Annotated in this window: 12 protein-coding genes and 3 pseudogenes; 8 read left to right on the forward strand and 7 right to left on the reverse strand. The window is 43.1% G+C overall.

Annotation, left to right across the window (positions count from 1 at the left end; genetic code table 11):
• Positions 1 to 68 (forward strand): hypothetical protein (locus tag H3T56_RS11635; RefSeq protein ID WP_223232774.1); only part of this gene is annotated, 68 nt, incomplete at its 5' end.
• A gap of 15 nt (positions 69 to 83) precedes the next feature.
• Here H3T56_RS11635 and H3T56_RS11385 read toward each other — a convergent pair.
• The 3 genes and pseudogenes from H3T56_RS11385 to H3T56_RS11395 all read right to left on the reverse strand — a co-directional run.
• Positions 84 to 203: pseudogene (locus H3T56_RS11385) on the reverse strand (LysR family transcriptional regulator); the annotation flags it as partial.
• Positions 204 to 433: 230 nt separating this feature from the next.
• A pseudogene (gene gltS / locus H3T56_RS11390) lies at positions 434 to 1,228 on the reverse strand (sodium/glutamate symporter); the annotation flags it as partial.
• Positions 1,229 to 1,262: 34 nt separating this feature from the next.
• Complete coding sequence (locus H3T56_RS11395) at positions 1,263 to 4,268, reverse strand: Tn3-like element Tn3 family transposase (protein WP_015586051.1); 3,006 nt, start codon at positions 4,266 to 4,268, stop codon at positions 1,263 to 1,265.
• Positions 4,269 to 4,430: 162 nt separating this feature from the next.
• On the opposite strand from H3T56_RS11395, the gene H3T56_RS11400 reads away from it, so the two are divergent.
• Together H3T56_RS11400 and H3T56_RS11405 are read left to right on the forward strand one after the other, a co-directional pair.
• Entirely contained in the window at positions 4,431 to 4,988 is a 558-nt protein-coding gene (locus H3T56_RS11400) for a recombinase family protein (RefSeq protein ID WP_001217881.1), read from the forward strand.
• Positions 4,989 to 5,142: 154 nt separating this feature from the next.
• A complete protein-coding gene (locus H3T56_RS11405) occupies positions 5,143 to 6,003 on the forward strand; it encodes a broad-spectrum class A beta-lactamase TEM-1 (RefSeq protein ID WP_000027057.1) in 861 nt (286 codons plus the stop codon).
• Positions 6,004 to 6,364: 361 nt separating this feature from the next.
• On the opposite strand, the gene H3T56_RS11410 is transcribed toward H3T56_RS11405, so the two are convergent.
• Both H3T56_RS11410 and H3T56_RS11415 read right to left on the reverse strand, forming a co-directional pair.
• Complete coding sequence (locus H3T56_RS11410) at positions 6,365 to 6,850, reverse strand: GNAT family N-acetyltransferase (RefSeq protein ID WP_097609934.1); 486 nt, start codon at positions 6,848 to 6,850, stop codon at positions 6,365 to 6,367.
• 328 nt (positions 6,851 to 7,178) lie between these two features.
• Complete coding sequence (locus H3T56_RS11415) at positions 7,179 to 7,730, reverse strand: sodium/glutamate symporter (protein WP_255519027.1); 552 nt, start codon at positions 7,728 to 7,730, stop codon at positions 7,179 to 7,181.
• Positions 7,731 to 8,173: 443 nt separating this feature from the next.
• Between H3T56_RS11415 and H3T56_RS11420 the strand changes: the two genes are divergently transcribed.
• Genes H3T56_RS11420 through H3T56_RS11430 form a run of 3 tightly spaced genes read left to right on the forward strand, consistent with a single transcriptional unit; the run spans position 8,174 to position 9,567 of the window.
• Positions 8,174 to 8,494 (forward strand): antibiotic biosynthesis monooxygenase, encoded by a 321-nt coding sequence (locus H3T56_RS11420; RefSeq protein ID WP_000562370.1) that lies wholly within the window; start codon positions 8,174 to 8,176, stop codon positions 8,492 to 8,494.
• Positions 8,487 to 8,873 (forward strand): hypothetical protein, encoded by a 387-nt coding sequence (locus H3T56_RS11425; protein WP_000460651.1) that lies wholly within the window; start codon positions 8,487 to 8,489, stop codon positions 8,871 to 8,873. The genes H3T56_RS11420 and H3T56_RS11425 overlap by 8 nt, the downstream gene beginning before the upstream one ends.
• Before the next feature lie 7 nt (positions 8,874 to 8,880).
• Positions 8,881 to 9,567 carry a helix-turn-helix transcriptional regulator gene (locus H3T56_RS11430; RefSeq protein WP_001284954.1) on the forward strand — a complete coding sequence of 229 codons (687 nt, stop codon included), beginning with the start codon at positions 8,881 to 8,883 and terminating at the stop codon, positions 9,565 to 9,567.
• Here H3T56_RS11430 and tetR(B) read toward each other — a convergent pair.
• Positions 9,545 to 10,168, reverse strand: a complete 624-nt coding sequence (gene tetR(B), locus H3T56_RS11435) for a tetracycline resistance transcriptional repressor TetR(B) (protein ID WP_000088605.1) — start codon at positions 10,166 to 10,168, stop codon at positions 9,545 to 9,547. The two genes, H3T56_RS11430 and tetR(B), sit on opposite strands and share 23 nt — an antisense overlap.
• A gap of 81 nt (positions 10,169 to 10,249) precedes the next feature.
• Here tetR(B) and tet(B) point away from each other — a divergent pair, with 81 nt between their 5' ends.
• Positions 10,250 to 11,455, forward strand: a complete 1,206-nt coding sequence (gene tet(B) / locus H3T56_RS11440; protein WP_001089068.1) for a tetracycline efflux MFS transporter Tet(B) — start codon at positions 10,250 to 10,252, stop codon at positions 11,453 to 11,455.
• 112 nt (positions 11,456 to 11,567) lie between these two features.
• Here the strand turns inward: tet(B) and tetC are convergent, their stop codons facing one another.
• The gene (gene tetC / locus H3T56_RS11445; protein ID WP_000428546.1) at positions 11,568 to 12,161 is read right to left on the reverse strand and encodes a tetracyline resistance-associated transcriptional repressor TetC; all 594 of its coding nucleotides are present in this window, start codon (positions 12,159 to 12,161) and stop codon (positions 11,568 to 11,570) included.
• Between the two features lie 87 nt (positions 12,162 to 12,248).
• Here tetC and H3T56_RS11450 point away from each other — a divergent pair.
• Positions 12,249 to 12,644: pseudogene (locus tag H3T56_RS11450) on the forward strand (helix-turn-helix domain-containing protein); the annotation flags it as partial.
• Positions 12,645 to 12,742: the final 98 nt, after the last annotated feature.

Below are 12,742 nucleotides of genomic sequence, written 5' to 3' on the forward strand. Positions count from 1 at the left end.
CACTCGTGGCTGCAACCCTGCTTACTCAAAATCTATTCACACATGGTTACGTTTTGGGGAAATTATGAGGGGATCTCTCAGTGCTCAGCATGTTTGAGTGCTTTACTCGCCGCGGGTTGAGAAATATGTAAAACTTCAGCCGCACGCGTTAAGGAACCACAAGTCATTACAGCATAAAAGATATCGAGATGTCTTAATTTCATTCCATGTAGCCTACTGATTATTTATTTCTACGGACTATTCTAACGAATAAAGTATAAATAATCAGATATACTCGTCATAATTCAAATTTTGGTTTAGTTGTCACGAGAATTAATTCGTAAACGTGCAAGCTAAATAGATTGACTAGGGGAATATACGGGGTAAGAAAGCGGCTCGGCATACTGCCCTATAATAAATTGTTAGGAGAAGTACGCCGAGTAGTGTGTAGCTATTAGGTAAAGTATGTACCAATTTCAATAAATATTTTAATTAAGATACTGTTTGAAATATCAACAATAAAGGCACCGACCATAGGAACGACAAGGAAAGCTTTATGTGATGGTCCAAATGCTTTTGTGACTGTTTGCATATTCGCAATTGCTGTTGGTGTTGCTCCCATACCAAAGCCACAGTGACCCGCGCTGATCACGACAGCATCATAATCTTTGCCCATCATTTTGAAGGTGACAAAGCAGGCAAATAGCACCATGACAACAGTTTGTACAGCAATGATAATTAATACTGGCCCTGCCATGCTTGCCAATTGACCAAATTTTAATGACATTAACGCCATTGCCAAGAAAAGCGATAAAGCAACGCTACCTAATACATCGACGGTCGGCTCAAACACTTCGTGTTTAAATACATGAGTCAGTGTATTACGGATAATAATACCGACAAATAAACACCAGACAAAAGTAGGCAGTTGCAGAAAAGTATCTTTAAACAATGCACTGATATAGCCACCAACAACAATACAGATAATCAGCATTGAAATGGTTTCAATAACGTTATTTGCATTGATTTTTCTTTTGACGCTTGGTTGCTCAAAAGCTTCAACGATAGTGTCGCGCTCTTGCTCGGTTGTTTTAGGAATAGAGACCTTTTTCAAAAGATGACGGGCAACAGGGCCGCCAACTAAACCACCCAACACTAATCCAAGTGTTGCACAAGCCATCGCTAATTCAACGGCGCCTGTTACACCATATTTATCAGCGAGAATAGGGCCCCATGCTCCGGCATTACCAGGGGTCTGACGCTCAGTGGAACGAAAACTCACGTTAAGCAACGTTTTCTACCTCTGACGCCTCTTTTAATGGTCTCAGATGTCCTTTGGTCACCAGTTCTGCCAGCGTGAAGGAATAATGGCCGAGCATATTGATATGTCCGTGGCAAAGCGGGGAGAGGCGTGCGATATCTTCATCATTCAGTGTTTCACCCTGCGCCCGGAGATGATCCAGGGCTGCCTGCATATAAATAGTGTTCCATAACACGACGGCGTTAGTGACCAGCCCCAGTGCGCCCAGTTGATCTTCCTGACCGTCGGTATATCGTTTTCTTATCTCACCTTTTTGACCGTGACAGATGGCTCTGGCAACGGCATGGCGGCTTTCTCCCCGATTAAGCTGGGTCAGAATGCGCCGGCGGTAATCTTCATCATCAATATAATTAAGCAGATACAGCGTTTTGTTGATGCGCCCCACTTCAATGATTGCCTGAGTCAGTCCGGAAGGACGTTCACTTTTCAGCAATGAACGGACCAGCACTGAAGCCTGTACTTTGCCCAGCTTCAGGGAGCCAGCGGTCCGGATCATTTCGTCCCACTGAAGGACTATTTTTCGGGGATCTGATTGCCCTCTGGCAATATCATTCAGCACGCCATAGTCGGCATCATGGTCCATTCGCCAGAAAACCGAAGCACCGGCATCAGCCAGGCGTGGAGAAAACTGGTATCCCAGCAGCCAGAAAAGGCCAAAGACAAGTTCGCTGGCACCTGCTGTATCGGTCATAATTTCGGTTGGATTCAGCCCGGTCTCCTGTTCCAGAAGGCCTTCCAGCACAAAGATAGAGTCCCTCAGCGTCCCCGGTATAACGATGCCATGAAAGCCGGAATACTGATCGGACACAAAGTTGTACCAGGTGATCCCTCTGTTATTACCAAAGTATTTGCGGTTCGGTCCGGCATTGATTGTTCTGACTGGCGTAACAAAGCGCATTCCATCTGCAGATGCCACTTCTCCTCCACCCCATATCTGTGCCAGTGGCAGCGTTGCCTGAAAATCAACCAGTCTGGCATTAGCGCTGGTGATAGTTTCAGCCCGCAGATAGTTCGCTTTTGTCCAGTTCAGCCGGTGTCGGGTCAGTGCAGGAACATTTGATCTGATCAGTGGTTCCAGACCGATATTGCAGGCTTCAGCCATCAGCACGGCGCTGATGCTGACGGGCAGATCATCAACTCTGGCACTGGCTTCACTAGCATGGAAAAACTCATCAGCAAATCCGGTATGGGCGTTAATTTCGAGCAGCAACTCCGTTAAATCCACCGGAGGGAGCAGATCACTGATCATTTTGCTCAGTCGTTTCAGACTGTCCGGCTCATCAAGACTGGCGAGGGGAGAAATTGTCAACCGGGGCTTCGGGCCAGAAACATCGAGTTCGACAGCCTCATTTTCGCCAAGACGTGCAGCAACCTGTCTGTAACGACTATCAAGCTGATGACCCAGAGATTTTATTGCTTCCTGCGGGTCTGTCGGGTGTCCCAGAGAACGATAAACCTTAATCCGGTTTGCCTGCCAGTCAGCACCCTGTAGTAATCTTGCTCGGGGATCTCCCCACCGGTTACTGCCGGTAACGTAGACATCCCTCCGCCTCAGACTATCCTGCAGTTTACTGAGAAAGCAGAGCGTGTATCCCCTGCGGGTGATATGTTTTTCCTTGTTAATCACCAGCCGTTTCCATGACCGACTGATAATTTCCGTTGGTGCGTCGTCAAAAAACTGCCGCCGTGAGCTGAACTCCCGGCTGAGGTAGTCACAGGCATTCAGAGTGGTAACCCCGGCAGGTGCGGATGAAAATTTAACGGTATTCAGCAGATGGGGCAGGAAACGACGAACGCGCCCGTACTGCTCCACCATTTCTTCATGAAAATTATCGTCTGAGGGCCGGGCAATTTCACGGACAAGCGTGATGATTTCAGCCAGCTTTTGCCTGGGGATGTAGCTGAACACCTCAGCACGAATCGATTCGTCCGGTGTTTCTTCTTTCAGCAGGTACGAACATGCGCTGGCGAGCGCCAATGCAGATTTATCCAGATCCTTCAGCGAGCGGAGCCGTTTTTTCTGCCCAATCTTTCTGGCGTCACGGATGATAACGGCCAGCATGGCGTCCAGAACGTCCAGTGCATCATCCAGCGCCAGCGTTTCCCATGCAAGGACAAAGGCAACCAGAACCGCCATCCTTTTCTGCGGTGACATCCTGGCAATATTGAACACCGAAGTCATACCAGCATAACGTGCGAGATTTTTCAGGCGCACAGCCGGGAGTGTACTCAGGTTGTCAGCATGCAAGCCAAAATCGTTCAGAGTTTTCCAGCGTTCAATTGCTTCATTAAACGCCGGACCACTGATGGTCACAGGGCCTTTTTTCAGTGATTCCAGTAAAGACAGGCGGCTGCAATCAGTTGGCCCCAGCAGCATCTCCAGCTGTGAACGCTGTTCGGCTGACGGTATCAGTGCCAGTTTGTTCCACAGGCGCAACGTCGCCTTTTCCCTTACCTCTGAAATCAACCGAGTCAGCGTAGTGGCTCCGGGGAGAATAATACGATGTTGCATAAGCCACCCTGTCGCCAGATCGAAAAGCAGGCCAGGACGTTCGTTGCTTATCCAGCTCCGGGTATATAAAAGACGGGTAAGGCGAAATGTCCAGGGCCAGGCAAATTCACGATACTGATAGTGCTGACGTATCAGCGCTGCATGCTCACGGCGGGTATTTTCCCTCTGACCGTATTCTGCAAGAACGGTGATATCACGAATCCCGAGCTGTCTGGCGGTAAAATGCCGGACGCCGGAAGGAATATGATTCATATCGGTGAGGAAGGTGCCCAGAAAACGGACACATCCAATTTGCAGGGCAATGCCCAGACGGTTGTGATCACCTCTGCTTTTTCCGATAAATTCCTTGTCTGCTTCATCAAGGTGAAAATATCGTGCCAGCTGAAGCTCATCCGGTTCACCGGTGAATCTGCCATAGCTTTCAGTCTGCTCAGTGGTCAGAAAGTCAACGGGCATATAGGCCTCCCTGCCTTACGGGCATTTAGTAACATTTTTGCAACCGTCCGAAATGTTATAAATTATCAGACATAGTAAAACGGCTTCGTTTGAGTGTCCATTAAATCGTCATTTTGGCATAATAGACACATCGTGTCTGATATTCGATTTAAGGTACATTTTATGCGAATTTTTGGTTATGCGCGGGTCTCAACCAGCCAGCAGTCCCTCGATATTCAGATCAGAGCGCTCAAAGATGCAGGGGTAAAAGCTAACCGCATCTTTACCGACAAGGCATCCGGCAGTTCAACAGATCGGGAAGGGCTGGATTTGCTGAGGATGAAGGTGGAGGAAGGTGATGTCATTCTGGTGAAGAAGCTCGACCGTCTTGGCCGCGACACCGCCGACATGATCCAACTGATAAAAGAGTTTGATGCTCAGGGTGTCGCGGTTCGGTTTATTGACGACGGGATCAGTACCGACGGTGATATGGGGCAAATGGTGGTCACCATCCTGTCGGCTGTGGCACAAGCTGAACGCCGGAGGATCCTAGAGCGCACGAATGAGGGCCGACAGGAAGCAAAGCTGAAAGGAATCAAATTTGGCCGCAGGCGTACCGTGGACAGGAACGTCGTGCTGACGCTTCATCAGAAGGGCACTGGTGCAACGGAAATTGCTCATCAGCTCAGTATTGCCCGCTCCACGGTTTATAAAATTCTTGAAGACGAAAGGGCCTCGTGATATAATAATGGTTTCTTAGACGTCAGGTGGCACTTTTCGGGGAAATGTGCGCGGAACCCCTATTTGTTTATTTTTCTAAATACATTCAAATATGTATCCGCTCATGAGACAATAACCCTGATAAATGCTTCAATAATATTGAAAAAGGAAGAGTATGAGTATTCAACATTTCCGTGTCGCCCTTATTCCCTTTTTTGCGGCATTTTGCCTTCCTGTTTTTGCTCACCCAGAAACGCTGGTGAAAGTAAAAGATGCTGAAGATCAGTTGGGTGCACGAGTGGGTTACATCGAGCTGGATCTCAACAGCGGTAAGATCCTTGAGAGTTTTCGCCCCGAAGAACGTTTTCCAATGATGAGCACTTTTAAAGTTCTGCTATGTGGTGCGGTATTATCCCGTGTTGACGCCGGGCAAGAGCAACTCGGTCGCCGCATACACTATTCTCAGAATGACTTGGTTGAGTACTCACCAGTCACAGAAAAGCATCTTACGGATGGCATGACAGTAAGAGAATTATGCAGTGCTGCCATAACCATGAGTGATAACACTGCGGCCAACTTACTTCTGACAACGATCGGAGGACCGAAGGAGCTAACCGCTTTTTTGCACAACATGGGGGATCATGTAACCCGCCTTGATCGTTGGGAACCGGAGCTGAATGAAGCCATACCAAACGACGAGCGTGACACCACGATGCCTGCAGCAATGGCAACAACGTTGCGCAAACTATTAACTGGCGAACTACTTACTCTAGCTTCCCGGCAACAATTAATAGACTGGATGGAGGCGGATAAAGTTGCAGGACCACTTCTGCGCTCGGCCCTTCCGGCTGGCTGGTTTATTGCTGATAAATCTGGAGCCGGTGAGCGTGGATCTCGCGGTATCATTGCAGCACTGGGGCCAGATGGTAAGCCCTCCCGTATCGTAGTTATCTACACGACGGGGAGTCAGGCAACTATGGATGAACGAAATAGACAGATCGCTGAGATAGGTGCCTCACTGATTAAGCATTGGTAACTGTCAGACCAAGTTTACTCATATATACTTTAGATTGATTTAAAACTTCATTTTTAATTTAAAAGGATCTAGGTGAAGATCCTTTTTGATAATCTCATGACCAAAATCCCTTAACGTGAGTTTTCGTTCCACTGAGCGTCAGACCCCTAAACGAGAGCCGCGAAAGCGGCTTTTTCTCCCAAAATCTCTTTCAATATTGATGAACAACACCCCCACCGATCGCGTCGCCGGCCGCAGTTGGCCAACGTCCTGCAGGACGTTTTTGCAAAAAACATAAATCATAAAAAACAGTGATTTATGTTTTCAACGACAAAAAAAAAGGCATTCAGAAAATTTGAATGCCTTTCTTAACTAAAGAGAATCAGGAGATTTGTGTACTAAAAGTTTTCTTACCGCCCCGCGTCTCATCCGTAACAACAAACCCAAAACCAGTAAGGAGCCTCATCATTTTTATTGCCGCAGGTAGGCAAGACGCATCAAGGCGATGGCCGGGCGTCGCCTTGATGACGGAGGTTAACATTTCTTTCGCTAACCCCTTCCCCTGATCTTCGGCAGCGATAGCAAACATGCGGATTTCAAGATGAGAGGCAAATCCGGCGCTATCATTGCGACCAGTCAGCAACGTAAAACCTACCGGCTTTTTTGTCGCCTGATCATCAAAAACGAAAAGGAAATCCGCGCCAAGCTCGTTAGCTTTGTGCTTTTGCGTAACCAGTTCTAGTTCCTTTTCAAGCTCATTACAGGCGTTTGATTCACTGAAAAAAAACACACCTGTAGCAACACCGGCGCGAACCAGGTTTAAGATGAATGGTAAATCGCTATTTTTTCCAAATCGCATTTCAAGCATGTTAAAGCCTCAGCGTTCTATTAGTGAAGGAGTTATCATAGTCAGACCCCTCATAATGGCTATCGCATAACTAATTAACTGGAATACTAAAACGGCACTCCCCATAAGTTTTGTTTTTTCACTTGATTTTTTGTTTTCATCAATAAATCTAAGCATATAAACCATCCATGAAAACATTAAAAAAAACAGGCCGATTATATTTGCATTGAAGGAATCAGAAATACTAAACCCGGTCATTCTAAGAATGGTATAAATAAAAATACTTACCATATAAATTGAGGTAAGAAACAATACTGTTCTATTCGATAAATAGAATAAAAAACCTAACTTATGTTTTTTCATACAGCCACCTTCTATAAAAGAAAACAGGCAATAATAGTGCCTGTTTTAAGACCATTAAAAGAGGCGTCAGAGGTAGAAAACGTTGCTTAACGTGAGTTTTCGTTCCACTGAGCGTCAGACCCCTACCATGACCACCTGTTAGAGTAATTGAACCTGCAATTAAGCCAATAAATGGACTTTCATTCATCATGACAGCCATACTCATGCCGACAGTATTTTGAATGGCGATTAGGATCGTTACTGCAATAGTTAATAGAACTAACGGCTTTCCTCCTTTAATCAGTCGAGAAAAGTCAGAACTTAGCCCGATAGAGGAAAAGAATGTGAGCATTAATAAACTTTGCAATGAAGCATCAAAAGTAAACGAATAACCTGATGTTTTATCAATAATTAACAGAACAATTGCAACAATAAAGCCACCAACGACGGCTTCTGGTATGTGGTTTTTTTGTAGGAACGGGGTAAATTTTACGACAAACATTCCTATGAGTAGCGCGATACATGCGACTAATAATGTATAACTGGCATCTAGGATCATTTTTTTACCTCTATTAGTTTACCAGAATTTTCACTATAACAATTTAACAATAGTGAAAAATGAAGTTACTTTGGTTAACTAATCTTTAACAATGAGTTTTATTAGGGTATCCATAACTTTTAGTTAATAGGGTCATAATTTTAGTGTGATCTTAATCATGAAATATTAAAAAGATTAAAATAACAACAATGGTATTTAATGATGGGTAAACCTAAATACCATGCGGGATCCGCACTATTTTCGGTGATAGCAAAAAATAAAAAAGTATAAATAATAAACAAAATTATAAGAGAAGGAGAACATGATAAGCGCAGGCCGAGCAATTTAAAGAAGTGTGATATACAACATAAAACAGCAGCATGACCTTTCTATATTTCGTTGCTTATCGAAGTGTTAATTTTCGGGTGGATTACTCTGTTTGTTGATTAATAACGGAGAAAAATATGATTGCTGTAATATTTGAGGTGCAAATACAACCCGACCAACAAACTCGCTATTTGACTTTAGCTGAGGAGTTAAGACCACTATTAAGTCATGTAGCTGGTTTTATTTCAATTGAACGTTTTCAAAGTCTAGCTACAGAAGGAAAAATGTTATCGCTATCTTGGTGGGAAAACGAATACGCAGTTCTGCAATGGAAAAATCATGTTTTACATGCGAAAGCTCAACAAGAAGGGCGAGAGTCAATATTTGATTTTTACAAAATTAGTATTGCTCATATTACTCGCGAATATTCATTTAAAAAGGACAAGGATAATGTTTGATGTTCACGTTGTTTTAGATAATCAAATAGGACAATTAGCATTACTAGGAAAAACATTAGGTAATAAAGGTATTGGATTGGAAGGGGGAGGGATATTTACGGTTGGTGATGAATGCCATGCTCATTTTCTTGTTGAACAAGGAAAGGAAGCTAAAATAGCGCTAGAGCAAGCTGGACTGTTAGTACTTGCGATCCGGACACCATTAATTCGTAAGTTAAAACAGGAAAAACCGGGGGAACTTGGCGAAATAGCACGAGTATTGGCGGAGAATAACATTAATATTTTAGTGCAATACAGTGACCATGCTAACCAACTGATATTAATAACGGACAATGATAGTATGGCTGCATCTGTTACGCTCCCTTGGGCAATAAAGTGAACTTGCGATGGCTAATTTAATACGAAAAGAGGTTACCTTTGAGTCCTCAATAGCCGCGATAGGGGCGGCTATGTCTGACATTTCACGAGTTAAAATACTCAGTGCTTTGATGGATGGGCGAGCTTGGACGGCCACTGAGCTAAGTTCTGTGGCGAATATATCAGCTTCAACGGCGAGCAGTCATTTATCTAAATTATTAGATTGCCAGCTAATCACAGTAGTAGCTCAAGGCAAGCATCGTTATTTTCGGCTAGCAGGAAAAGATATTGCTGAATTGATGGAAAGTATGATGGGGATCTCCTTAAACCATGGCGTACATGCCAAAGTTTCCACGCCAGTGCATTTACGAAAAGCACGTACTTGCTATGATCATTTAGCTGGCGAAGTTGCCGTTAAGATCTATGATTCCCTTTGTCAACAGCAATGGATCACTGAAAATGGTTCAATGATCACATTAAGTGGTATTCAATATTTTCATGAAATGGGAATTGACGTTCCTTCCAAACATTCACGTAAAATCTGTTGTGCGTGTTTAGATTGGAGTGAACGCCGTTTCCATTTAGGTGGGTACGTTGGAGCCGCATTATTTTCGCTTTATGAATCTAAAGGGTGGTTAACTCGACATCTTGGTTACCGTGAAGTTACCATCACGGAAAAAGGTTATGCTGCTTTTAAGACCCACTTTCACATTTAAGTTGTTTTTCTAATCCGCATATGATCAATTCAAGGCCGAATAAGAAGGCTGGCTCTGCACCTTGGTGATCAAATAATTCGATAGCTTGTCGTAATAATGGCGGCATACTATCAGTAGTAGGTGTTTCCCTTTCTTCTTTAGCGACTTGATGCTCTTGATCTTCCAATACGCAACCTAAAGTAAAATGCCCCACAGCGCTGAGTGCATATAATGCATTCTCTAGTGAAAAACCTTGTTGGCATAAAAAGGCTAATTGATTTTCGAGAGTTTCATACTGTTTTTCTGTAGGCCGTGTACCTAAATGTACTTTTGCTCCATCGCGATGACTTAGTAAAGCACATCTAAAACTTTTAGCGTTATTACGTAAAAAATCTTGCCAGCTTTCCCCTTCTAAAGGGCAAAAGTGAGTATGGTGCCTATCTAACATCTCAATGGCTAAGGCGTCGAGCAAAGCCCGCTTATTTTTTACATGCCAATACAATGTAGGCTGCTCTACACCTAGCTTCTGGGCGAGTTTACGGGTTGTTAAACCTTCGATTCCGACCTCATTAAGCAGCTCTAATGCGCTGTTAATCACTTTACTTTTATCTAATCTAGACATCATTAATTCCTAATTTTTGTTGACACTCTATCATTGATAGTGTTATTTTACCACTCCCTATCAGTGATAGAGAAAAGTGAAATGAATAGTTCGACAAAGATCGCATTGGTAATTACGTTACTCGATGCCATGGGGATTGGCCTTATCATGCCAGTCTTGCCAACGTTATTACGTGAATTTATTGCTTCGGAAGATATCGCTAACCACTTTGGCGTATTGCTTGCACTTTATGCGTTAATGCAGGTTATCTTTGCTCCTTGGCTTGGAAAAATGTCTGACCGATTTGGTCGGCGCCCAGTGCTGTTGTTGTCATTAATAGGCGCATCGCTGGATTACTTATTGCTGGCTTTTTCAAGTGCGCTTTGGATGCTGTATTTAGGCCGTTTGCTTTCAGGGATCACAGGAGCTACTGGGGCTGTCGCGGCATCGGTCATTGCCGATACCACCTCAGCTTCTCAACGCGTGAAGTGGTTCGGTTGGTTAGGGGCAAGTTTTGGGCTTGGTTTAATAGCGGGGCCTATTATTGGTGGTTTTGCAGGAGAGATTTCACCGCATAGTCCCTTTTTTATCGCTGCGTTGCTAAATATTGTCGCTTTCCTTGTGGTTATGTTTTGGTTCCGTGAAACCAAAAATACACGTGATAATACAGATACCGAAGTAGGGGTTGAGACGCAATCGAATTCGGTATACATCACTTTATTTAAAACGATGCCCATTTTGTTGATTATTTATTTTTCAGCGCAATTGATAGGCCAAATTCCCGCAACGGTGTGGGTGCTATTTACCGAAAATCGTTTTGGATGGAATAGCATGATGGTTGGCTTTTCATTAGCGGGTCTTGGTCTTTTACACTCAGTATTCCAAGCCTTTGTGGCAGGAAGAATAGCCACTAAATGGGGCGAAAAAACGGCAGTACTGCTCGGATTTATTGCAGATAGTAGTGCATTTGCCTTTTTAGCGTTTATATCTGAAGGTTGGTTAGTTTTCCCTGTTTTAATTTTATTGGCTGGTGGTGGGATCGCTTTACCTGCATTACAGGGAGTGATGTCTATCCAAACAAAGAGTCATCAGCAAGGTGCTTTACAGGGATTATTGGTGAGCCTTACCAATGCAACCGGTGTTATTGGCCCATTACTGTTTGCTGTTATTTATAATCATTCACTACCAATTTGGGATGGCTGGATTTGGATTATTGGTTTAGCGTTTTACTGTATTATTATCCTGCTATCGATGACCTTCATGTTAACCCCTCAAGCTCAGGGGAGTAAACAGGAGACAAGTGCTTAGTTATTTCGTCACCAAATGATGTTATTCCGCGAAATATAATGACCCTCTTGATAACCCAAGAGGGCATTTTTTACGATAAAGAAGATTTAGCTTCAAATAAAACCTATCTATTTTATTTATCTTTCAAGCTCAATAAAAAGCCGCGGTAAATAGCAATAAATTGGCCTTTTTTATCGGCAAGCTCTTTTAGGTTTTTCGCATGTATTGCGATATGCATAAACCAGCCATTGAGTAAGTTTTTAAGCACATCATCATCATAAGCTTTAAGTTGGTTCTCTTGGATCAATTTGCTGACAATGGCGTTTACCTTACCAGTAATGTATTCAAGGCTAATTTTTTCAAGTTCATTCCAACCAATGATAGGCATCACTTCTTGGATAGGGATAAGGTTTTTATTATTATCAATAATATAATCAAGATAATGTTCAAATATACTTTCTAAGGCAGACCAACCATTTGTTAAATCAGTTTTTGTTGTGATGTAGGCATCAATCATAATTAATTGCTGCTTATAACAGGCACTGAGTAATTGTTTTTTATTTTTAAAGTGATGATAAAAGGCACCTTTGGTCACCAACGCTTTTCCCGAGATCTCATCTATTGAAACAGCTTGATAGCCTTTTTCAACAAACAATATTCGTGCTGAGTTAACCAGTGATTGATAGGTACTCTTAAAATTTTCTTGTTGATGATTTTTATTTTCCATGATAGATTTAAAATAACATACCGTCAGTATGTTTATGGTATCATGATGATGTGGTCGTGACAATCTTAAGAACATTTAGGTTATTTTATGTATATTGAACAGCATTCTCGCTATCAAAATAAAGCTAATAACATCCAATTAAGATATGATGATAAGCAGTTTCATACAACGGTTATCAAAGATGTTCTATTATGGATTGAACATAATTTAGATCAGTCTTTACTGCTTGATGATGTGGCGAATAAAGCGGGTTATACCAAGTGGTATTTTCAGCGGCTGTTCAAAAAAGTAACAGGGGTCACACTGGCTAGCTATATTCGTGCTCGTCGTTTGACGAAAGCGGCTGTTGAGTTGAGGTTGACGAAAAAAACTATCCTTGAGATCGCATTAAAATATCAATTTGATTCCCAACAATCTTTTACACGTCGATTTAAGTACATTTTTAAGGTTACACCAAGTTATTATCGGCGTAATAAATTATGGGAATTGGAGGCAATGCACTGAGAGATCCCCTCATAATTTCCCCAAAGCGTAACCATGTGTGAATAAATTTTGAGCTAGTAGGGTTGCAGCCACGAGTA

The organism is Gilliamella sp. W8123 (assembly GCF_016101085.1).
In the GTDB taxonomy this organism is placed as follows: Bacteria; Pseudomonadota; Gammaproteobacteria; order Enterobacterales; family Orbaceae; genus Gilliamella; species Gilliamella apis.

Coding starts and splice junctions, on each gene's coding strand:
- H3T56_RS11395 (WP_015586051.1), bottom strand. CDS start 4,268: ATGCCCGTTGACTTTCTGACCACTGAGCAGACTGAAAGCTATGGCAGA.
- H3T56_RS11400 (WP_001217881.1), top strand. CDS start 4,431: ATGCGAATTTTTGGTTATGCGCGGGTCTCAACCAGCCAGCAGTCCCTC.
- H3T56_RS11405 (WP_000027057.1), top strand. CDS start 5,143: ATGAGTATTCAACATTTCCGTGTCGCCCTTATTCCCTTTTTTGCGGCA.
- H3T56_RS11410 (WP_097609934.1), bottom strand. CDS start 6,850: ATGCTTGAAATGCGATTTGGAAAAAATAGCGATTTACCATTCATCTTA.
- H3T56_RS11415 (WP_255519027.1), bottom strand. CDS start 7,730: ATGATCCTAGATGCCAGTTATACATTATTAGTCGCATGTATCGCGCTA.
- H3T56_RS11420 (WP_000562370.1), top strand. CDS start 8,174: ATGATTGCTGTAATATTTGAGGTGCAAATACAACCCGACCAACAAACT.
- H3T56_RS11425 (WP_000460651.1), top strand. CDS start 8,487: ATGTTTGATGTTCACGTTGTTTTAGATAATCAAATAGGACAATTAGCA.
- H3T56_RS11430 (WP_001284954.1), top strand. CDS start 8,881: ATGGCTAATTTAATACGAAAAGAGGTTACCTTTGAGTCCTCAATAGCC.
- tetC (WP_000428546.1), bottom strand. CDS start 12,161: ATGGAAAATAAAAATCATCAACAAGAAAATTTTAAGAGTACCTATCAA.